Annotated in this window: 19 protein-coding genes; 4 read left to right on the top strand and 15 right to left on the bottom strand. The window is 39.2% G+C overall.

Annotated features, from left to right (window positions below; genetic code table 11):
- Positions 1–16 precede the first annotated feature (16 nt).
- The 7 genes from ACYQ3L_RS04590 to ACYQ3L_RS04560 all read right to left on the bottom strand — a co-directional run bounded on the left by ACYQ3L_RS04590 (position 17) and on the right by ACYQ3L_RS04560 (position 11,517).
- Positions 17–1,555, bottom strand: coding sequence for a glycoside hydrolase family 76 protein (locus ACYQ3L_RS04590; RefSeq protein ID WP_379993486.1), 1,539 nt, complete (start codon positions 1,553–1,555; stop codon positions 17–19).
- Between the two features lie 118 nt (positions 1,556–1,673).
- The gene (locus tag ACYQ3L_RS04585) at positions 1,674–2,804 is read right to left on the bottom strand and encodes a DUF4998 domain-containing protein (protein WP_379993487.1); all 1,131 of its coding nucleotides are present in this window, start codon (positions 2,802–2,804) and stop codon (positions 1,674–1,676) included.
- 39 nt (positions 2,805–2,843) lie between these two features.
- Positions 2,844–4,049, bottom strand: a complete 1,206-nt coding sequence (locus ACYQ3L_RS04580) for a DUF5000 domain-containing lipoprotein (protein WP_379993488.1) — start codon at positions 4,047–4,049, stop codon at positions 2,844–2,846.
- Positions 4,050–4,068: 19 nt separating this feature from the next.
- Complete coding sequence (locus tag ACYQ3L_RS04575; RefSeq protein WP_379993489.1) at positions 4,069–6,009, bottom strand: RagB/SusD family nutrient uptake outer membrane protein; 1,941 nt, start codon at positions 6,007–6,009, stop codon at positions 4,069–4,071.
- A gap of 16 nt (positions 6,010–6,025) precedes the next feature.
- Positions 6,026–9,532 (bottom strand): TonB-dependent receptor, encoded by a 3,507-nt coding sequence (locus ACYQ3L_RS04570; RefSeq protein ID WP_379993490.1) that lies wholly within the window; start codon positions 9,530–9,532, stop codon positions 6,026–6,028.
- 142 nt (positions 9,533–9,674) lie between these two features.
- Positions 9,675–10,838 (bottom strand): FecR family protein, encoded by a 1,164-nt coding sequence (locus ACYQ3L_RS04565; RefSeq protein ID WP_379993491.1) that lies wholly within the window; start codon positions 10,836–10,838, stop codon positions 9,675–9,677.
- Positions 10,839–10,947: 109 nt separating this feature from the next.
- A complete protein-coding gene (locus ACYQ3L_RS04560) occupies positions 10,948–11,517 on the bottom strand; it encodes an RNA polymerase sigma-70 factor (RefSeq protein ID WP_379993492.1) in 570 nt (189 codons plus the stop codon).
- 682 nt (positions 11,518–12,199) lie between these two features.
- On the opposite strand from ACYQ3L_RS04560, the gene ACYQ3L_RS04555 reads away from it, so the two are divergent.
- Positions 12,200–12,436 (top strand): hypothetical protein, encoded by a 237-nt coding sequence (locus tag ACYQ3L_RS04555; protein ID WP_379993493.1) that lies wholly within the window; start codon positions 12,200–12,202, stop codon positions 12,434–12,436.
- Positions 12,437–12,521: 85 nt separating this feature from the next.
- On the opposite strand, the gene ACYQ3L_RS04550 is transcribed toward ACYQ3L_RS04555, so the two are convergent.
- Positions 12,522–12,656: a hypothetical protein gene (locus tag ACYQ3L_RS04550; protein WP_379993494.1), complete on the bottom strand. Its 135-nt coding sequence runs from the start codon at positions 12,654–12,656 to the stop codon at positions 12,522–12,524.
- Between the two features lie 380 nt (positions 12,657–13,036).
- Between ACYQ3L_RS04550 and ACYQ3L_RS04545 the strand changes: the two genes are divergently transcribed.
- The 3 genes from ACYQ3L_RS04545 to ACYQ3L_RS04535 are packed head-to-tail and all read left to right on the top strand — an operon-like array spanning position 13,037 to position 14,876.
- A complete protein-coding gene (locus tag ACYQ3L_RS04545; protein ID WP_379993495.1) occupies positions 13,037–14,260 on the top strand; it encodes a low temperature requirement protein A in 1,224 nt (407 codons plus the stop codon).
- Between the two features lie 43 nt (positions 14,261–14,303).
- Entirely contained in the window at positions 14,304–14,600 is a 297-nt protein-coding gene (locus ACYQ3L_RS04540; RefSeq protein WP_379993496.1) for a GNAT family N-acetyltransferase, read from the top strand.
- A gap of 45 nt (positions 14,601–14,645) precedes the next feature.
- Positions 14,646–14,876: a (4Fe-4S)-binding protein gene (locus ACYQ3L_RS04535; RefSeq protein ID WP_379993497.1), complete on the top strand. Its 231-nt coding sequence runs from the start codon at positions 14,646–14,648 to the stop codon at positions 14,874–14,876.
- 205 nt (positions 14,877–15,081) lie between these two features.
- Here the strand turns inward: ACYQ3L_RS04535 and ACYQ3L_RS04530 are convergent, their stop codons facing one another.
- The 7 genes from ACYQ3L_RS04530 to ACYQ3L_RS04500 are packed head-to-tail and all read right to left on the bottom strand — an operon-like array spanning position 15,082 to position 21,282.
- Complete coding sequence (locus ACYQ3L_RS04530) at positions 15,082–15,399, bottom strand: hypothetical protein (protein ID WP_379993498.1); 318 nt, start codon at positions 15,397–15,399, stop codon at positions 15,082–15,084.
- A gap of 34 nt (positions 15,400–15,433) precedes the next feature.
- Positions 15,434–15,637, bottom strand: a complete 204-nt coding sequence (locus tag ACYQ3L_RS04525; RefSeq protein ID WP_379993499.1) for a hypothetical protein — start codon at positions 15,635–15,637, stop codon at positions 15,434–15,436.
- Between the two features lie 2 nt (positions 15,638–15,639).
- Complete coding sequence (locus ACYQ3L_RS04520; RefSeq protein WP_379993500.1) at positions 15,640–18,225, bottom strand: hypothetical protein; 2,586 nt, start codon at positions 18,223–18,225, stop codon at positions 15,640–15,642.
- Positions 18,222–18,785 (bottom strand): hypothetical protein, encoded by a 564-nt coding sequence (locus ACYQ3L_RS04515; RefSeq protein WP_379993501.1) that lies wholly within the window; start codon positions 18,783–18,785, stop codon positions 18,222–18,224. The genes ACYQ3L_RS04520 and ACYQ3L_RS04515 overlap by 4 nt, the downstream gene beginning before the upstream one ends.
- Positions 18,782–19,669 (bottom strand): hypothetical protein, encoded by an 888-nt coding sequence (locus ACYQ3L_RS04510; protein ID WP_379993502.1) that lies wholly within the window; start codon positions 19,667–19,669, stop codon positions 18,782–18,784. Before ACYQ3L_RS04510 ends, ACYQ3L_RS04515 begins: the two co-directional genes overlap by 4 nt.
- Positions 19,653–20,597 (bottom strand): hypothetical protein, encoded by a 945-nt coding sequence (locus tag ACYQ3L_RS04505; protein WP_379993503.1) that lies wholly within the window; start codon positions 20,595–20,597, stop codon positions 19,653–19,655. The genes ACYQ3L_RS04510 and ACYQ3L_RS04505 overlap by 17 nt, the downstream gene beginning before the upstream one ends.
- Complete coding sequence (locus tag ACYQ3L_RS04500) at positions 20,590–21,282, bottom strand: hypothetical protein (protein ID WP_379993504.1); 693 nt, start codon at positions 21,280–21,282, stop codon at positions 20,590–20,592. The genes ACYQ3L_RS04505 and ACYQ3L_RS04500 overlap by 8 nt, the downstream gene beginning before the upstream one ends.
- Positions 21,283–21,343: the final 61 nt, after the last annotated feature.

Below are 21,343 nucleotides of genomic sequence, written 5' to 3'. Positions count from 1 at the left end.
ATGATTCGATTTCCTATTAATTAAATACTCCTTCACTTGACTTTAACGAAGCTAAACGTGCGAACATTTCTACTGTTGCCCCGACATGCAATATATCCCAAGCGGTTTGCGTAACTTCACCTTTAAAACTATCGTAGTTCAGGATATTGTATGTCTTGTTGCGGCAAGGAGACATCCATGCATGCGACAGCATCTCTTCATAAGCTGTTATATATTTTCTATCACCATCAACTTTATATAATTCAATAAGACCACGCAAAGCAATTGCATTGAACCATGTGTGATCACTGTTTATATAACCTATATCTTTATTGAATACTAAAGAGTGGAATGTTGTAAACCAGTTTTTGTACATAGCCTCGGCTATTTGTTGGGCTTCTGATAAATAATGTTCTTCTTTTGTAAGGTTATATAGTAAAACTCCAGCCATAATGGTTTGACCTGAATTGTAAGTAAATTTCCAGTCCTGAACTGTTCCGTCTGTCCTGTAGTGATCCTGTATAAGAAAATCATTTTTATCTTGGAGTTTATCTATACAAAACCGATACATCTTTTCAGCATAATCCAGATATTGTGTTTCATGGGTTGCCATATACATTTTAGATGCCAAGACTGAACTTGGAGCTGTAGAGCAAGCATGTTTCGTTGTGCTTTTCACAGGCAACTCTTGCCAGAATACCCCTCCGTCCGTATCGGTTCCGGTCATGATAAGATTCCAAACGACTTTGGCATTATCATAATAAGCCTGATTCTGTGTTAAAAAGTATAAATCTATCATATCCAGCCCAATCCATACATTATCATCAAAGAACCTGTCGTTCCAATCTGCCGGATATACAGAATATCCAGCCATTCCGTTCCGGGAATCTACAACTTTAAATTTATTGATAGAATTAAGCATTCTTGTATCCAGTATACTGTATTTCTCTTTATAGAGCTCATTATTAGATGACGCTTCTCTTATGGCGGCAAAAGCAGAAAATCCGGCACCCTGCCCCCATGCCAAGGCATCACCATCCCAATATGGTCCTGTAGGGTTAGGAAAACTCCGCCAGACATCTCTGGGACCACCAAGAAAATTATCCAGCATTGATGTCATTAATGTATCGGCTATCGATAAGAAATCGGCAACCTCTATTTCCGGAATTTCCTCTGGTTTTATTGGGGTGACTTCTATTGCAGTAGCTGTAGACCTTATCTCTCTCTGGTTAACAGCAACAATATTAATAATATATGTTGCATATTGAGGCAGATTTAATGTATAGAGTGTTATTGATCTTGGTATGGCTTTGATACAAATAGTATCGGAAATTTGATCGGTGCCTTTAATCTGGTATGAAATTTCTACGGTCGATAGAAACTTATCATCCGGATTATGCCATCTTAGATATATCTGATTGGGATTTTTTGATGTCTCCGCTTCTAATGAATGTATTGGTTCTATCTTGGAATTATCACTTAAATTTTCCGAGAGATCAATCGCGTCTTCATTATCCTTACAAAAAGTAAAAGTAGAGATAGCAAATAATAATAGTATGATTGATATATTTTTCATAGATTGTTAGCCTATATTATAAATTGATAAATGAAAGGAATATCATCTTGCCTTATCCAAAAGGCAAGATGATCTCCAAATTAAAACAGATCACATTTACCTTATGCCTAAAACCTGCTTATTCATTATCAGAATTTCCATATACGGAAAACTCAATTAAATGCCCCCATCTTTCTCTTCCTTGAGAAGCATATATTCTGAGATTTGAATATATATGTTCTCCTGACAAAAAATATCTTTGAGGCCCGTTAGCCTCTATAAAATCATATTCATAAATATCTGTCCAATTCTGTCCATCCATACTGCCCTGCAGTGTAAACTTAAAGAAAGAAGTATTATCCGGACGCCGTGTTAATTCAATAAATGCAATATTGACAGGCTGTTTCATATCAACCGCAAACCAATGCGGAAAATCGGGCTGTGCATCAACATGTTCTGTATGCCAGAATGTATCATAATCATCATCAATTGCAAATGAAGGAGATCCTCCAATAGGCATTTGCCCGTTAGGTTCGTAAGAATCGGCTATAGCTATCCAGTTATTTTTTTCAATTTTATAAGGCATTTTATATACTTCTGATATAGTCCTAAATGTGTCGACACACAGTGTATCAGGCCTGTATAATGTCTGATAACTAAAATTGGTTCCCTGTTTATAGTTTGAAAGGATAGTTTCTTTTTCATCGACATCAACTTGATATGTTTTTTGTTCCCCATCATTGGTCGTGTAAAATATATCTGTTGTAAAAGCACCTAGCGTTTTATCAATATCCCGCCATACTATTTTAGCATCACTATTCTCATCTACTGAAGCAGACGCAACTAATCTATTGGAAATAGATGCTTTATATGCATCACCATAAGATCGGCCGGTAATGTACACCGGAATCGATTTATTTCCTAAAGCGTCATAAGTGTAGATAATAAAATTATATAGGTTTTCCGGTAATGATATATATTCTTTAATCGTATCTACATTCTCCGTGCGAACCACAGGAATATTTAAAGAATCTTTATTTCCATTCCAGAATATTCTACAATTGGTGACTTTAGGATCTGATATGATCAAACCTTGAATACATACCCGGCCATCACCTGAAAAAACTGTAACAGAATCGATTTTTCCGGTATAGGAAATCTCGCCTCCTTTAGCAAATTCTTTATATTCATCCATTTCTGAGCAAGAGAACATAAAGATTATTGATAAGATAAAGGTGAGTACAAAACTTATATTTATATATTTTTTCATTTCAAATATCTTTTAAATATTAATGGGTAATCTGTTTTGTTAAGGCCTTGTATCGCCAAATACATCTACTTCCAATATTTCGAACCACGTTGTACCCGTCCAGTTTTCAAGGCTCTTTATCCTGAGATACCTGACTTTAGGTGCATCGGAACTAATCTCATATTCAAATCCGGCTACTCCTGCTTCAAAATCCGAGGCTGAATTCTGCCCATAAGGTAGTCCAGACGGTTTTTTACACTCAAATGTTCCTAGTTTAGTCCAACTATCCCAACTGCCGTCCGGATTAGGATTAGCAGAACCCCATATTTCGAAATGGCGAAGCTGTCCCCGGTAAAAGAATTGATAGCCACCGCCAACTTCTTCTCCATAATTTTGTATTTTGATACGGCTCAATTTGGCTAGTTGACCTGTATCAAAGGTTATCCATTGTATGTTAGTGTTAGCTGTTACTGTTAGCATACGATTCCAATTCTTGTAATCACTATTCCCATCCCACATTGAACGCATACCATCAGTAACTGTTTGAATGTCAGCATCACCTGGAAGTTTCATTTCTCTAAACAAATTTTTGGCTAAATGCTCTTCGTATAAAGGTGTTACAATAGTATATAAAGTATCCGTATAATTACGGAATCTATCCCTGATAGTCAGGCCAAACTCTTGAGGAACCGGATCTAAGCCACGGGTAATGTACCTTATTTGAGGGGATGACGAATATATATAAGGAAGAAAAGGATTCCAGTTACCTAATGAGTCTTTTTTTATTAACTCTATTGATACAGCCTCTTTATAAGGGTTATCGACAGTAATCTTTATTCCGGAAAAATCTCCTTCAACTTTCATACTTCGAAGCATTTCCCACATCGGATTTTCAAGAGGATTTACTTTAACAATAACAGGTTCGGACTCAACCTCACTCCTGTTGACCGCCGACACTTTTATTTCATGTTCCGAGGTTTGAATAAATCCATCAAGAATCATTGTATTTTGGTAATAAGAACTTTTTATCTCACGTACGACACCCGATTCTAATGTATAAACAGCTTTTACATATAACAGATCCTGATCTTTAGGTAAGGTATAAGTTAGTTTAACTTTCCCATGTTGGTTTTCTATTTGGATATTTGTAATATTTCCAGGAGGGACTTTACTATTTTCTAATGGTTCGTTCTGTTCCTCACTACATCCTGTAACCAGAACAGAGATGACAAATAAGATTAGTATATATAATTTCTTTTTTTTCATATTGTATAGAATTTTATTGTTACCATCCCGGGTTTTGTACTAAATTGGAATTAACAGTTAATTCATCTATTGCTAAAGGCCACAAATAATCCCTGGGAGCTATAAATTTTTGCTGGAATATCGTTTTTTCCTGATAATAAGCAGCAGCATCTTTTTGGTTTATATCCCATCCTGTTATGGGTTCGTTTAGTTTTATCACCGCTTTTTTCCATCTTTTCATATCCCAAAACCGTATGCCTTCAAACGACATTTCAATGTTACGTTCCCGGTGTATAATTTCTCTCATTCCTTCCTTTGTAGTCGGTTTAGCAGGATTGTTTGAATATTTGGTCCATGAGTCTTTTATAGATTCCAATCCAGCGCGTTTACGAATAAGATCTAAATATTTGTGAACATCTTCAACAGGACCTTCGGCTTCATTTAAAGCTTCGGCATACATAAGATACACATCGGCTAATCGGATCTCCGGCCATGCATATTCTTTTATAGAAGAATTGGCAGTGAATGTGGATTCCCAGTTTACAAGTTTTTTTGTGTAATAACCTGACACTGAGTAAAGTGCTATAGCAGCTCCTGCGCTTATCTGCCCGGCTTTAGCTTTTACAGTATATGCTTCATAATCAACTCTCTGTGGTAGATCGGCAGTCAGCCATTTACCTCCATCAAAACCTATACATGCATAAAAACGGTTTTCCCTGTCATAATTAATGCGGGCAGTTTCATACCTGACTTCAAAATTCACCCGTTCCTGTGGTGTTGCGATCCTGAGTGCTTTCATGTCTTTAAAATTAAGAAGCTTGTCCTCCTCAATTGGCACTCCATGAAAGGAATAAAATTCTTTAACAATCTTCAACGGAGGAGCAAGTGATGCATAAGCCGTATTAACTCCCATATTTTCATTCAACAGAGGCATACAAGCTTTTTGTAATACTTGAGTTCTTAATCCATTCGTTAGTCCCCATATAACTTCATCATTCCACCGCTCTGTTACAGCTCCACGTATGCTCATCTGAATCATAGTGGTATCAGTCATTTGAAATTTGGGTTCAGTATAGTAATACAATTTATGTTCTGCCAGTTCTGCTTCATCAATTGCTTCTTTTGCTGCATCTGCCGCCATCTTCCATTTATTCGGATCGTAGGTTGTATTAAATAATAGTTCACCATCTTTATTTTTGAAATCAGCATAATCTGTATTTCCATTAAATAAAGGACTTGCACTTAATAATAGAAGACGTGCTTTAATTGCCCGATTAACAGATTTAGTAATACGACCCAGTTCATCATTCGTGTTTAGTATTACTCTCGGCAGGTCTGCATATGATTCATCTAATAAACCGGCTATATAATTTACACATTCGTCAACAGGACGCCGTTTGACCTTCACCTGTTCTTTCGATGCAGTCATTGGTAGATTCTTATCAGCAATTGGAATAGGACCATACATACGAAGCAAATAAAAATGGTAATAAGCTTTTAAAAATTTCACTTCTGCGATCCATCTTCTGCGTTTATCCAAGGGTAAGTCATGTATTTTATCCATATTCTCCACATTTTCCAGGAATATATTACAATGTCGTATTCCTACAAATAAAGGTTTGGCTTGATTGAAACCACTCCAATAATTATTGGTTGGAGAGTTCTTGTTTTGGCGCCCCCGTGCAATAATTGACCAATTGTCAGCCGCAAAATCCCTGTAGATTTCGGGAATCCATATCTCATCTCCGGCAAGTAATCCGATGTTACCAGCTATATCTCCCGTATCCGGTATGTAGTTGTAACAGGTAAATAAGTATTTCTCAGTTTCTATTGTATTTGAAAATGCATGGTCCATCGTTGCTACATTATCAGGAATAATATCCAAAAAATCGTTGCAAGAAAAGGAGGAAAGAATTATCATTAATATAAGCAATTTCTCAGCCAGATTTTTCCTTATCCGTACTAGCTTTATTTTTTCCATAATACTATTTAATTTATTATATTCCAAAACTAATTCCTATGTTATAAACTCTTTGTACCGGATATCCAAGTCCGTTACCCCCCATTTCGGGATCCCAGGCTTTGAACTTGCTTAAGACAAATAGGTTAGTCGCATTTCCATAAATTCTACAATTTGAAAGGCCTATCTTACGTAACATCTTTTGAGGTACATTATAGCCAACTTCAACATTCTTCAGACGAAGGAATGCACCGTTTCTCATCCACCATGTAGACCTTTGATTATTATTATTGTTTTGGATGTCACTTAGACGAGGCCAAAATGCATACAAATTCCGGTTATCCTCCGACCAATGGTTTTCTACTATTACTTTCAACAAACCATTTTGATGGCCTCCATCTTGTACAAAAGGAGATATTGCCGTAGGGTCTATGAAAAATGAAGAGCGTGCCGACCCTTGGAAAAAGGCACTGATATCGAAATTCTTATAGCCAAAACTACCGCCGAAGCCATATGTAATTTCTGGTACAGTAGGGTATCCGATAGGAACCTTATCAGCTTCATTTATTACGCCATCACTGTTTACATCCCGGTATTTAATATCTCCGGCTCCATATTCCGATTCTCTACCACTCCCAAAAATCTGAGCAGGAGAATTCGCCACCTCCTGATCATCGGTAAATAACCGCTCGGCTATATATCCCCATTCAGTATTCCATGCATAGCCTACATGCGACCTGTAATACTCATTCGCTACGAAATCGGGCTCATCATAAACTTTTACTTCATTTGTGGCATAGGTAAAATTTGCGCGAAGTTCAGTCCACATTGAATTATTAAATGATTTATTGTAATTTAGAGCTATATCAACACCTGACGATTGCGCTTTTCCTATATTTGCGGTCATTGGTACACCCAATTGTAATCCGAGTGTCCCAGGTATGTATGTTCTACCCATCAGTATACCTTCCCTTTTTTGTATATAGCCGTCCACAGTCAGGGTCAAATCAAAGGCCGTAAGGTCTAATCCTAAATTCGTTTGTTTGGACTTTTCCCAACCTATTTTTTCGTTTTCATAACGGGATATCGAAATACCTGGCCTGTGATAAGTAAAATTCTGCCCAAAAGAACTTCCATAAGCATTATCACTTAGATTGACATTTGACATATAAAAGAAACGGTCGTTTGAATTACCTATCTGATCGTTACCAACCAAACCGTATGAAGCACGTATTTTCAAATTGGATATTTTTTTTCTTAAGGGTTCAAAAAAAGATTCATTGGAAAGAATCCATCCTCCACCTATCGAAGGGAAGAATCCCCAGCGATTGCTTTTGGCAAATCGTTCCGAACCGTTATATCCAAAATTGAACTCCAACAGATACCGGGCGTCATACATATACGAAAAGCGTCCTGCCAATCCTAAATTACGTCTTGGTAAGGAAGATTCTAAAGTTTCAGTATTGTAATTTATAATTGCATGTTGTAAGGTTCCTATTACCATACCTCCAACAGTATGTTTATTATCGAAGACCTGATTATAATTGACAGCAACTTCCCCATAATATTTATTCTCCTGATCTCTATCTCCTGTTGTATAATTCAGATACTCTGTCCCGACAGTTCCGACAGATGAAGCACCTCCATCATTTAATGTCACCAGATTTATTTCCCCGTTTACTTCCTTCGCCCTGTAAAAGAAAGGATTATAATTTCTATGGGAAGCGAACCGTGCATATCTCTGGATATATCCCATCCCTCTAAGGGATAATCCCTTCAATATGAAATCGAAATTTTGTTTCAATTCAACTTGTGCATTGAATGTAGAAGTACTGTATCTTTGAAAACCTGAAACCATACTGGCATATGGATTGGCATATAGTGTATTATTAGAACCTGCTACTAAATCGCTACCAAACATGATGTGTTTGGTATAAGGAGACATTGATGAAGGATAAACTACAGGAAAGGCGACCGGATTAGCTTTAAGAGCAGAATTGAATATACCTTGCCCGCCACCGATAGGGCCGCCATAGTCATCAAACTGACCATATACCCGAACTGTTGCTTCTGTACTTTTTGTCAGGTTAAGTATTGTATTTGAGCGGATAGAATAGTTTTTCAATTTGACATTGTTTTGAAAATTATTCATATTGTCATTCTTCAACACCCCATTATCTACATTAAATGTTCCTGATACATAATATCTTGCCGCGCGTCCTCCTCCGGATATGCTCATATTGTAACGTTGGTTCATTGTGTAAGGCTTTATTAATAAATCAATCCAGTCGTTACTTGGATATAGTAAAGGATTTATACCTGCTTTGGTGTAATCTATTTTTGCTTGAGAATATGTAATAGGTGACAATGGATTCCGTGTTAATGCAGCTTCATTGGCTAATTCCATATAGGTTATATTATCAACCATCTTAAAATTTTGAGTATTGGTCGAAATAGAGTTCTCTACGCGAAAAGAAAAATTAGTTTTTCCTTCCGCTCCTTGTTTAGTATTTACCAATATTACGCCATTGGCGCCTCTCGCTCCGTATACGGCTGCGGCTGTTGCATCTTTCAAAACCGAGAAATCCGATATATCGTCAGGTTGTAAACGAGCCAAATCTGTATTTGATGATTCTATACCATCAATGAGTATTAATGGGTCCCTTTTCCCTGCTCCAAATGTTCCTATCCCACGAATAAAAAATTCAGCATTATCTTGTCCCGGCTCACCACTTCGCTGATAAGAAATAATACCGGCAATACGACCAGCTAAAACTGTTGTTAAGTTACTTGTCGGTGCTTTAAGTTCTTTTACGTTAATTGTTGAAATAGCACTGACTAAGCTCTCTTTCTTCTGAGTTCCGTATCCGACTATAACTATATCTTCCAGGTTTTGGGTTACTCCTTTCATAATAACAGTAATGTTGCTACGATCACCGACTACTATTTCCTGTGTTTCGAATCCTATATATGTGAATTGTAATACAGCCTTATTATCTGGCACATTGATGGAATATCCCCCATTAGTATCTGTCAGGACTCCTACGGTTGTACCTTTTATTGCGACAGTAACACCAATAAGAGGCGTTGCGTCCTCATCGTAAACAGCCCCTGTTATTTTTTTTTCGGCTTTGATATAATTCTCTTTAAGAGGAGAAGGATTATCTGATTTATGGATATAAATCTGCCGGTTCGCTATTTCATAGGTATTATTTGTTGACTTGAATATTTCGTTTAATATTTTATCAACAGTCATTTTGTCTGCTTTAATAGACACTTTCCGGTTTAAGTCAATGGTACCATCCTGATAGAAAAAAACGAACTCGCTTTTCTTCTCTATTTCGGAGAATACGTCTTTTACTGTTTTGTTTTTTATATCCAGAGAAAGGTTTGTCGTTTGCGAATAACTATAAGCAGCAAAACAAGTATTAATACTAATGAAAAACAAGAAGAAACTTAGTTTCATGATTTTGAGTGTTTTTTTAGTATTGATTCCTATCCCAATATTTGCAAAAAGAATATTGGTTGCATGTTTTTTTATCATACATTTGTAAGATTTAATTTTTTAAATACGTTGGAATAATTTAAATTGTTAAGTCACAACTGGATAGTACGGCAAATACTATCCAGTCTCTTTTTCCGGTTAATTTTTCATAGGCTCTTCAAGGTTTTGGTTAGAAATAGTATTATTTGTAAGATTTTATAATGTATTTATCATTCTCCTTTATGTATGTAAGGGATAACATTTTCGTAATATTTTTTAAAATGACAGGCAGTTCATTTTCCAGATCTAATTTTCCTGAATAGGTCATATTCGCGATTGATTGGTCACACATAATTTCTATTCCATAATATTTTGTCAGATCATATAGGATGTTTTTTAGTTTCTCGCCGTTGTATTTATACATACCATGAATCCATAAAATATAATCATTGGCATTTACGTTTTTGATTAATAAATCTTCTGAACCATCGAATTCGCATATTTGATTGGGACTCAGTATAGATTCTTTACCCTGTTTTTTATTTATTTTAACAGCACCGGTTTTCAATACGACATATTTCCTTTTATTATTTTCATATGCATTTACATTAAAAGATGTGCCAAGCACTGCTACATCCATATCTTTTGTTTTCACTACAAAAGGCCGGGTTTTATCGGGTGTAACATCAATGTATATTTCGCCATCTACATAGATCTCACGTATATCTTGCTTAAATTCGACAGGATATACTAATCGTGTTCCTGCATTTACATAGGCTCTCGTTCCGTCAGAAAACGTGATAGATGATCTTTTTCCGTAAGGGATCACTAACTGATTGAAGGCTGAAGATCCTTCTTTCGATATTGAATCATCCTTGTTAATGGCAATGCTGTTAGATGCATATTCGATCGAAGAATCGTCTTTATTTAAAGATACTTTTTTATCGTCTGATAAGATCAATAAGGCTTCTTTCCCTTTCATATCAGGTTTTTGAGAATTGTCTACATACGATTGTATGTCTTCCGCTTCATTTCTGTTTTTTGGAATAAGGGTATATATGCAAAAGAAGAGTATCAGTATGGCAGCAACGCTACTTGTCACATACATAACTTTTTTGGAAATATTTCTTTTTCGAATCTTATTGGCATATATTTTATGGATGACTGTACCATACGCATTTTCATCATTATAGTCGCAATAGGGAAGTTTGCTTAAATTCCAGAGTTTATATTTTTGAAGAAACTGTTTCTTATTTCCTTCCGAATCTTTTATCCAGGCGCGAAGAGTTTTTTCTTCCAATGAGTCTATAGATCCATCGAGATAACGTACAATGATTTCTTCTATTTCCTTGTTTTTTAAATCCATATTGCAATTGATATTATAGTTTACACAAATCAGGAGGAAAATACCCTACCTCGTATTATGTTAAAATTGAGATAAAGTGAATGTTTTATTTATCAGGTTGATTCAATTTCTAAAAAAGAATGGAAAGAAGCGTAATGATGAGGGCTACAGAAAATCCGTTTTCTATCAGATGATCCTTTAGAAGAAATAAAGCTTTCGTTATTTGCTTTTCAACGGCTTTAATACTTATTCCAAGTACTTGTGCAATGTCTTTATTTTTAAGCCCGTCTTTACGGCTAAGAATGAAAATTGATTTACATTGAGGAGGCAGATTGTTGATGCCTTTTTCCAGTGATTCCATCAAGTCTTTCAGATGTAAAACTTCTACCTGATCGTCAATAACCAGGTTCCTTACATAATCACTCAATGATAATTCTTCAATTTTATCTTTTCTGTTATTCGCTGCCTTCGACAAATAGTTTATAGCCTTATTCCGGGTATATTTATATAACAAATTATCCACAGAATAAGAAAAGTCTATTTTGTCCATTTGAAGCCATAATTCACAAAGCACATCCTGCACAATGTCCTGAGCAGCAGCCTTTTCAAAAGTATACTGAAATGCATAGTTACAAAGCGGAGTATGATATTCAAAAAATATTTTTTTAAATATCTCCTCTTTACTTTTATTCGAATTCATTCAGGCACATTTTTAATTAATCTGTGTTTGTTCAGTTTCTAAATCGTCTTAAATAACGGATATATACCAGTCATCGTAAATCAATTAGCATTTATCCTACTATAACCCGTAAACATCTAATAAAAGCCGTCTTAACGTTTTTTCAATTAGAATAAAAAAGGAAGCATTAATTTTGTAATCGCTAAACAACAAATAAATAACGCTTCCTTTGTATAAAGTACTTCGCAAAGATATGATTGAAAATGAAATATTACATCATTTATCCATAGCAAAAAAGACTTAAGACAAAGAGTTGTCTTATAGGAGTTATAAATTGTATCCCCTACAAACTCAAAATAAGAATTCAATGGCATATGCTTCCTCTTGAAAGTCTGTTTTCAGGACGGTTTTTCTATATCCTTAGGTTGTCTATTTACTCAAACAGCATGCAGGTATTGATACATTTCCCATTTATAGCCCTCAAAACTGATTTAAGGCAAAAAAAAGAACTCTACAGTATCTTTACATTTGATATCTTTTGCTGATTTACCAAACATAAATTAAAATTCTCCAGGCTCAGTTACAAATTGCATTTGCAAGTTCCATAGACTAGGTCTTTGTATCTCTGGTTGGGAGCAAAGAAAAAACACATATACAAAAAGCCAGCAAAGTAGGGAGTATATCTTATGAGCTAAATAAAACAATGAGAAAGATTGCTTCAGAGTACGGATATACTGATAAAATTGTTTGGTATTCAGCCAGGGGAACATTCATAACCAAAATGATGCGGTTAGGGTATGAAGCGCCGGACATAGCGGTTATGTGTGGGAATAGCGCGGCTACAATATATAAGAACTATTTCAAGCCCAAAGATCCCAAAAGTATTAAAAATGATTTGAATAAGCTATTTCAGTTATCTGGTAATTTTAAAGTAAAATAGGTTTAGAATATTCAATGAAACACATTTAGAGTATAAGATGATGTTTATTTCGTATCACGAGAGGTACTAATATCCCCTCTTATTCTTACACCATCCCCGGATTCTTATACGGATCATAATCGCTTTGGAATGTAACTGCCTGCCAGTCTGTAACGGGCTTATTTTCTTTATCCAGTTTCCGGGGTATCTGAGTATAGGTTAAATTCCAATTTTGAAACATTACCAAAGCTTACACACAAGGGTGTGTTCCGGTTACCAAAACAAAAATTACCCTCATGGAATGGTACAAAAAAGACAGGATTATCAATATCCGGATCTTATGGTCATGTCCTAAGCCTCCAACTATATTATATATTGTAGATGACTTCTTTTGATCTGCAAAAAAACGAAAGAGCCCGGGCCCGGGCTCTTTCGCTTTAATAGTATACCTGTGTAATTTTCCGCCTTACACTAATACCAAACACGTACAATGCTCGGATTGCTTTGAAACATTTTCTCTAAAAGTTTAACGGCATCCTGCTATATCCTGTAAAAAAACACTCCTATATAGCTGTAATCCGCTGATTTTATCTAAATTAGCAGGATAAAACGGGGCCATATATGAAAAACGCCATTCCCGGGAACCATCCTGCCGGTTCGGCACATTCCCTGCTCCGTAAGCGCGGACAGGGGATTGCTTCAGTTTCTTTCGCCGAATTGCTATTCGACCTGATCTATGTCTTCGCCGTCACGCAGATTTCGCATTCCCTGCTGCATCACCTCGACTGGACGGGATTTATCCAAAGCGCGGTACTCTGGTTTGCCGTATGGCTGGGATGGCAGCATACCACTTGGATGACGAACTGGTTCAATCCCGATACACGGAACATACGCATATTACTGTTTGTATTGATGCTGGCCGGGCTGGTTATCGCGGCGGCTATTCCCGAAGCTTTTGCAGAACGGGGTTTGGTCTTCGCCCTGGGCTATGTGGCCACGCAACTGGGACGCACTGTTTCCATACTGTTTATGCTGGGACGAAAGCATGAACTGGCGCCTAACTATACCCGGATACTCGGTTGGTTCATTATTTCATCCGTATTCTGGATAGCCGGGGCTATCGAAGAAGGGCATATCCGGATCGCTTTATGGATCATAGCAGTCTTATGCGATTATACTTCCCCCATGTTCGGTTTCTACCTGCCCTTTCTGGGTAAATCCGACTCGTCCAGAGAATGGACGATCGACGGACACCACCTGACCGAAAGGTGCCAGTTGTTCGTTATTATCGCTTTCGGTGAAACTATTCTGATGACGGGAGCATCGCTCAGCGAAGCCGGGGAATGGACAGTCCCTGTCATACTTGCAGCTATAACATCTGTAATTGGCAGCCTGGCTATGTGGTGGGTGTATTTCGATGCCAGCAGTGAAGCCGGGGCGGAAAAAATACAAAAGGTAGATGACCCCGGGATGCTGGGACTCAAGTACCACGCCATCCATGTCATCCTGATAGGCGCGTTGATCATGAGCGCGGTCGGTGACGAACTGGTGATCAATCACGCATTGGGCCACATAACTTTCGGAGCGGTTGCCATGGTTATAATAGGGCCTGTCATATACCTGGCTGCAAACATGGCTTATAAATGGCTGAGTTGTAGAATAATTCCAAAATCGCATATTGCCGGGATAGCGGTTTTATTACTGGCTATACCTTTCTGCCATTACCTGAACCTGTTAGCGCTGAACGCATTGGCCGCCTCGGTTTTTGTATTTATCAGCATTTACGAAATTACAGCTGTCAGGAGAAAAAAGAAAGCACGAACGGCAGAATTAAACAATGCATAATACCGAATATTTTATTTAATAGCAGAAACTTAAAAAACTAAAAATGGAAAACTATCAGTTAATTGACAATGCAGAAGAAAGCAGGTATGAGTTCCACATTGGCAAACATATGCCCCTGGTCGAGTATCTCAGGACTGACAACGGCGAGATTTACCTGACGCATACGGAAGTACCGGTTGCCCTGGAAGGACAGGGAATAGGCAGCCAGCTAGCAGAAAAGGTACTCGCGGATATAGAAAGCAAGGGCCTGTCCCTGGTTCCGCTCTGCCCGTTTATCGCCGGATATATAAAGAAACATCCGGATTGGAGGCGAATCGTAATGAAAGGAATCAATTTCTAAAGGAAAGCTACAAGATCAATATATCACTAAAAAAACGATAAAACAATGGAAAAGGAAAAGATTGTTGAATACACTAACGGGGAATTGACGATAGTCTGGAAACCCGGAATATGCCGGCATGCGGGTATTTGCGTAAAGATGTTGCCCGAAGTATATAACCCGAAGGAAAGGCCATGGGTAAAACCTGCTAACGCGACAACGGAACAACTGATCGGGCAGATAAACAGTTGTCCGTCAGGTGCTCTTTCGTACAGGATGAATAATAAAGGAAAGTAAGGTGGATACGAATCCTTTCCGGCGTGTATATTACAAACATCCTCAAAGATGCAGAAGAAAATGCTCTCTTGGGGATGTTTGCGTTATATAGCCCTTTATCATCATCTGATTATATTATAAACTTCAGGGCAGGTTGATATTACGAGGGATCACCTTGAACAGAAAATTTCATCACCATTTTGTTGTTTCATCCTATTGGGCGGTCCTATCTGTTTTTTCTGGCATTTTCCAATAAAACGGCTATCTGTTCTTTGTTCTTATTTACATACGCTTCCAGCTTTTTCTTCCTTATAGATGTATAATAAGCGGTTCTTTCCGGGCTGAGCTTCTTCGGCCTTTTACAATATAAGCCCAGCCGTGCATATTCATCCAGGTAACGCGTGAATTTCTTTTTCCTGAAAGAAGGATCTTCTGAATTCCGGCAGACAGTTTTAACCAACAATAAGGGAGGCTCCCCAAGCATCGGCTTAGGTGTCATCTTCATTATGATATCAAATACGACCGGGGCTTCATACTTAAGCATAAAACCCAGCCGTGTCTCTTCAAACAGGTACCGTTTATGCGTTCCCTTTGGACGGCCTTCTTCTTTTCGGAACCGCCTCTTGTCCGACCTCCTGGTCTGTCTCTTTTTCCTGTATAATTTCGCTTTCGGCATCTTTTTCCTGTTTTTCCGGTTCTACATAAAACTTTGGCATAGCGTTATTTTCCGATATACCTCTTCTGCTTTCCAGATCCCTCTGTATGTTTATTTTCTTTCCCATGGCTATACCATATATGTAAAATTAATATTTGTGTCGATATTGTTCCATCCGCTCTCATAAAGCAAAATGTTCCTGCTGTTTCCATTCAGTATAAAAGAGCATCCCCTGTTGTATTTATGGTCGTCATTAAAATCACAGGCCGTAAACCGTACCCCATGCTGCGGTGGTGAAACCGTATTGGGAATAATGGCTACAGTGCCGCCCCAGTTACCGCCATCCCGTTTCCCGGTATTAATGACTCCCTGTATACAAACCACATTCCCTATCTGCCTGACAAACAAACGCCGGGTGTCTGTCCCGGAGCCGGAGTTGGACATCTGCAGCCATCCGGTATCTTTTACCTTTGTCTCGTATTCCTCGGCATAGGCGGCGCCTATTGCCCGGCAGGCAAGTTTTTTGGCATCTGCATTAGTCAACATCAGGTCGCTAAGTTTCCCGTCTTTCCGCAGATAATTGTTATTTACATCCGAATTACCCGGTGCATCCAGTTTATCCCGGAGTATCTTTTGCGCTTCCATCGTATTTTTACCTTGTTTGACGAGGAAGGTTATAAAATCCTGGAATAATTCCTCTACCGATGCATATTTTGCATCCGATTCGGATTTTATATATACTCCGATATTCGTAGCAATTGTTTTTTTCTGGGAATCGTTATAGCCATCCAGGAGCAGGTTCGCCTTCTTGCCCAGCTCCTTTACCACGCCGCTTGTCAGGACATAACCTTCCGCCTGGGATATGGCCTTGCCTTCATTGTCGATTCCTGCAAATATCCCGGTCTTAATCGCTTCGAGTTTGGTTTTATGTTCCGGTGTAAATACAGCCCCGGTATATCTTTCGGCAACAGGAAGATACCCTCCCAGTTTTGCGTCTGTCTCTTCAACCGAATAAACGCCTATATTTGCCCTTGCCCGGCTTTTATCCGGCAGGTCGGACAGGTTGGCTGACTTTGCCAGCTTTGAATCCCCGGCGCCTTTCTTTTCCGCGTCGATATTATTCCTGATAGCAGCCTGTTTATTTGCCTTCAGTTCTGCCGCCTGTTCGGGTGTCAGTCCATTAATTTCATCTGCCGTCAGATTAACCAGTTCAAGCAAACCATTTGCTTTCTGAAGGAAAATGGTTTTGCTTTCGGCCTTCGAGTATATATCCAGGTTTATCCTTGCCGCGTTTTTATCTGCCAGGTCCGAAAGGTTCTTTTCTATCGTAAGGTTCTTTTTTAAGGCCTCGTTTATATCATTTGCCGAAATAAAGCCATTTCCGTTCTCACCGATAATTCCCTTGCTTATCGAATCGAGTTTGCTTTTATATTCCGTAGTGAAATCTTCCGTGGAAAGCTGCTTACCGGTAATTGCATCGACCTTCTTATTCAGTCCGGCGGTAAGCAGGGCTTTTGTCGCATACGTACTGTCTATACTGATGCCGTTTACCCTTAACTCCCCTGTTATATCGACATATGCGGCAGGCTGTATTTTTATATTGCCGATGATATTCCGTAAAGACAGGTCGAAATTATTGGTTTCATAAAATCCGATAAATGCGATCATTTCAGATGCGCTATCCGTCCATTTAATTGAATTAGTCAGTTGACTGTTTGTCTTCAGGTATCCGGGATTGGTTATATCTACGCCTGACCCGTTGCTTTGGATTTGCAGGATTCCGTTTGCCCTAATACAACCGTCTTTTCCTATAACCTGAAACAAGGGTACGGATGCCGATTTCCCGTTATATACATTAAAGTTCCGGTATTTCGTGTTTCCCTGTTTATAACCGCTATAATTTATATTTACCGTCCCGTCATCGGTATTGTCTTCTGAATTTATGATGTCCGTACCTGTAACCAATATCGATCCGCTCCTGGATATCTGCGAATAGGAGGCAACATAACTGAATCCGTTCTCCGACAGTTGTCCCAGCAGCCTGTCCTGCTTATAAAAGCTGAATGAGCCGTCCGTATGTATAATAAGCTCGTTAACCGGTAACCCATTCAGGTATACGCCTACTGAACCGTCACCCGTACTTTTAACAATGCTTTTAATAGCGTATCCGTTATCACCGTTGGCGACAGACAAGGCTGATTTGGATTCTATCTCTTTTTCTCCTGTGAGCTTTCCGGCGATGGAAAGCTCTTTCTTTATTGTTTGTTTTGAAAAAGGAGTTTCCAGCAGGACAGCATACCGGCCGAAGAACTTATCGGTAAGCCGCGGCGCATAGTCTTTCTTTATTTCAATAAATTCGGGAACCCGTCCGGTCATCCCGTCCGTATTTCCGGGAACCGCGGCGCCTCCCGAACACAGGTAGTTTACCCTCCCTTTTTTATTTACTTCGTTGGCATAAGTTACCGTATCATAATGGTTGGCTTCATAAATGAAATAGGGAAAACCCACGGTTTTCGCTCCTGCGAAACGGCGGATTTTTTTATTTAGCCACACATAGCCCCCGGATATATCATTCCCGGAAACTTCACATCCGCTGATTATAAAATTGGAACAGCCTTCAAACAGGGAAGTCAGGCTTAATGTCAGTTCCTGCAGGTTTAAAAAGTCATCCGTATAGGTATACCGTCCGCCTGTTTCCGCGATGTATTCTTTCATGTTGTTATTTTTGTATTCGGTTCAATCTCTTTCGAGTCGATCTTTATCAGGTACGTTTTCCCGGCAAGCTTGTACCTGTTTACGATATAGGACAGCATATAAACGAACTCCCGCTCTTCTATATGTATACCGGGAACACATACGGTAAAGCTTACTTTGTTAACTGCTTTTTCTTCGGATAAATAATAAAATTCCCTGGGGTTTTCCCGTTCATCGGGAGTATTGACGGCCTCACCCTCTTTCCAGAGGGTATAAGGTTTCCCTCCGGCTCCTTCGTGATATATATCGACTCCGGCTGTACCGCTCTCTTTTATATAAATCCGGTCTTCCGGATCTGCCAGGTATTTTTTGAACTTATGGTTCAGGTACCATTCGAGATAGACGGTCTGGCTGGTCATCCTGGCTTCGATATGCTTTTCCCTTGCAAACAGGATAAACCTCTCATTCAGAGCCTGCAGGGGATAAAGCAGGCTTTGCAAAAACAAAATATACCTCCTTCCCGCCAGGAAGTGGGGCGTCAGCCGGTTAGCCATCCTGTCTGCCGGTAATTTATATCTCATCCCCTGTCGATTACCAGTTTTATACTCTGCCTGAAGTTTGGCAGGTTCGCTTCTTCTTCCTTACAAGTAGATTCTTTGATATATCCGGAGCTTGTATATATCACCCTGCCTATTTTCTCCGACTGCCCGATATGGCCGTCAGTGTCATAACACGCGACAAAAATACCCTGTTCCGGTACTGCCTTGCCATCGATATGTACATCGGTGACATGGGCTACTTTACGAATGGTTTCAAGCGCTTTCGAAACATAGATTCCCGCGTTGAACTCAATATCCATTATATATTCATTCAATGCCTTATCGATCGAATCATATATCTCTGATTCCAGAACGGCCCCGTCATAATAAACGGTAACGCGGGGAATAAGGACATCCCCCTTCAGGCTGGTCACTTCTACCCGTGTGCCCGCGAACTTGATCCGGCTGATATAGGCGTTGACCATCAGCAGGTCTTCCGGGGAGATGGCGGATAGCTTTCCTTTCTCCCCTGTAGCTACTTTCAGTATCAGTTTATTATCGAGGTTCGCATTATTAGTACTCTCGGAATATGAAACCTGGGTAATGATCCGTTTCGTCCCGTCAATTACTTCGTATCCGAATGCCAGCCCGTCCTCCCTGACCTTCACAATATCCCCTTTCTGGTATTGCAGCAACGCGTTCGCATAATAATCGGGTGTTCCGTTTATCCGGCTGTTGATCGCATTGGAAATATCGATGGCAAAGACATCCAGCAATACTTCGAAACTATATATCACCGCCGCGAACGCCCATGTAAGCCCGTTCATAACGGAAAGTTTCGAGTCGTTGGAAAATTCCGACAATTCCAGCCGCTTGTTGCGTTCCCGGACGGATTCATTGTATATTTCCTTAATTGTCCTGGCCATTATCAGTCGTGTATATATTGCCGTTTATAATAAATTTCCAGTATCCGGCCTCATTCCATGCCGGTTCGTTGCATAAGAGCCAGACGGCTTCCATACCTGAAGTAATCCTGTAATTGGAATTTTCATCCCTTTCCGGTTCCTTATATTCCCCTGTAGGTTCAACTGTCAGGATTATTGTACAATTTCTGCGCCCATAATGCTTTTTTACTAAGGCAATAAGGTATTCATCCACAACTCCTTTCTTTATTTTTGCCCCATGGAGGTCAATCTCCATCAGGTTTTTACAGTCAATAAGCGGCATCAGGGTTTCTGTACGGATACCCTGCAAATCCAGTTTCAGCAGGTCAGGGAACAACGATATAAACCGTATGTCTATGTTTAGTGAATTCAAGACCAGCTTTTCGCAGTAAACCGGACGGAATACATAGATATGTTTTGTTTTCAGTCCGCTCAGGTTTATCTCATAAATAGAAAAATCCCCGTACAAACGGATTTTTCGCTTATCCGGAATTGTATTGTCAAAAGCATGATATATGTCACGGGATTTATATTGCAGGGGATAGGTTTCCATACCGGAATTATCACCCCAGTCGATTTCCATATTCCCGTTGCCGGAAATACTAAAAGAAACGCTTGTCTCTGTATATTCTACAAATAGTTCAATCAAAAGCGGATAGGCGCTTGCCTTGTAATAGACATGGCGTTCCCCGTTGGCCGGAATAATATTATTCATCTTATTGTAAGCTACAACATTCGCGTCGATAATATAATCATCGGAAAATAACAGCTCATCCCCGGATTTTAATGTTCCGGCAAGGGACAGTTCCGGATTATTCATCATCAGGTCGATGATGCCTTCAATAGAACCGTATATATGGAGGGCCACATCAAACAGGTTCTGGCCGGTAGTGACTGTATATTTACCCATTTTTCTCCGTTATTTCCATATATAATTCTCCTGTGGAAGAATCCATATACGCATTATTGATAATCATATTGTCGTTTTCAAACTCCTGTTGCAGCTTCTGGGCGAGTCCTGAGTTTTCAAAGTTCCCGTGCAGGAACTCGATCAGGCCTACGCCTGTGGTCGGGTGTTGGTATAAGTTCCCCGCAAAAGCCTTGAGCAGGAATACTTCGTTTTGCTTCAGGGAAGCCTTTATCTCGAAGTCGGTTTCATTCGCGCTGTATATAGCCAGGTATCCGTTTGCGAACCGGAGATTGTAGTGACCCTTATCATTTAATTGCAACAGCCCGGCAATATATACCGGAGAAGGTTCCGTATCATTTTTCTCTATTTTTACGGGAAACCAGACCGTATTGTCGGATTTGTTTATAATGTATTCCGGTATTATATCCGGAATATCCAATTTGAATCTGACCCGTAACTGCTTATAGACAGGCGTGTACTCAATATGGGTATAGATGCTTTTATTGTCGCCGGCCACGTGTATATAATCTTTAGGGACGGTTATCTCCCCATAGCAGTAATTGTCATTGTCCTCCCCTTCAACATAGTCAATGAAAAAGAAAGGACAAATGAATTTAGTGGTTAAGTTATCTGTTACACTGCATTCACCGTATATAGCGTCTACATGAATATCTTGTCTGGACATAAAAGCTTGTGTTAAAAAATATCCCCGTACACAGAGCGCGGGGGACAATTCACTCTATTAA

This window comes from Dysgonomonas termitidis (assembly GCF_054657735.1).
Note: the sequence above shows the minus strand (reverse complement) of the source record. Positions and strands in the feature narration are given on the sequence as shown.

Coding starts and splice junctions, on each gene's coding strand:
- ACYQ3L_RS04590 (WP_379993486.1), bottom strand. CDS start 1,555: ATGAAAAATATATCAATCATACTATTATTATTTGCTATCTCTACTTTT.
- ACYQ3L_RS04585 (WP_379993487.1), bottom strand. CDS start 2,804: ATGAAAAAATATATAAATATAAGTTTTGTACTCACCTTTATCTTATCA.
- ACYQ3L_RS04580 (WP_379993488.1), bottom strand. CDS start 4,049: ATGAAAAAAAAGAAATTATATATACTAATCTTATTTGTCATCTCTGTT.
- ACYQ3L_RS04575 (WP_379993489.1), bottom strand. CDS start 6,009: ATGGAAAAAATAAAGCTAGTACGGATAAGGAAAAATCTGGCTGAGAAA.
- ACYQ3L_RS04570 (WP_379993490.1), bottom strand. CDS start 9,532: ATGATAAAAAAACATGCAACCAATATTCTTTTTGCAAATATTGGGATA.
- ACYQ3L_RS04565 (WP_379993491.1), bottom strand. CDS start 10,838: ATGGATTTAAAAAACAAGGAAATAGAAGAAATCATTGTACGTTATCTC.
- ACYQ3L_RS04560 (WP_379993492.1), bottom strand. CDS start 11,517: ATGAATTCGAATAAAAGTAAAGAGGAGATATTTAAAAAAATATTTTTT.
- ACYQ3L_RS04555 (WP_379993493.1), top strand. CDS start 12,200: ATGAGAAAGATTGCTTCAGAGTACGGATATACTGATAAAATTGTTTGG.
- ACYQ3L_RS04550 (WP_379993494.1), bottom strand. CDS start 12,656: ATGTTTCAAAATTGGAATTTAACCTATACTCAGATACCCCGGAAACTG.
- ACYQ3L_RS04545 (WP_379993495.1), top strand. CDS start 13,037: ATGAAAAACGCCATTCCCGGGAACCATCCTGCCGGTTCGGCACATTCC.
- ACYQ3L_RS04540 (WP_379993496.1), top strand. CDS start 14,304: ATGGAAAACTATCAGTTAATTGACAATGCAGAAGAAAGCAGGTATGAG.
- ACYQ3L_RS04535 (WP_379993497.1), top strand. CDS start 14,646: ATGGAAAAGGAAAAGATTGTTGAATACACTAACGGGGAATTGACGATA.
- ACYQ3L_RS04530 (WP_379993498.1), bottom strand. CDS start 15,399: ATGCTTAAGTATGAAGCCCCGGTCGTATTTGATATCATAATGAAGATG.
- ACYQ3L_RS04525 (WP_379993499.1), bottom strand. CDS start 15,637: ATGGGAAAGAAAATAAACATACAGAGGGATCTGGAAAGCAGAAGAGGT.
- ACYQ3L_RS04520 (WP_379993500.1), bottom strand. CDS start 18,225: ATGAAAGAATACATCGCGGAAACAGGCGGACGGTATACCTATACGGAT.
- ACYQ3L_RS04515 (WP_379993501.1), bottom strand. CDS start 18,785: ATGAGATATAAATTACCGGCAGACAGGATGGCTAACCGGCTGACGCCC.
- ACYQ3L_RS04510 (WP_379993502.1), bottom strand. CDS start 19,669: ATGGCCAGGACAATTAAGGAAATATACAATGAATCCGTCCGGGAACGC.
- ACYQ3L_RS04505 (WP_379993503.1), bottom strand. CDS start 20,597: ATGGGTAAATATACAGTCACTACCGGCCAGAACCTGTTTGATGTGGCC.
- ACYQ3L_RS04500 (WP_379993504.1), bottom strand. CDS start 21,282: ATGTCCAGACAAGATATTCATGTAGACGCTATATACGGTGAATGCAGT.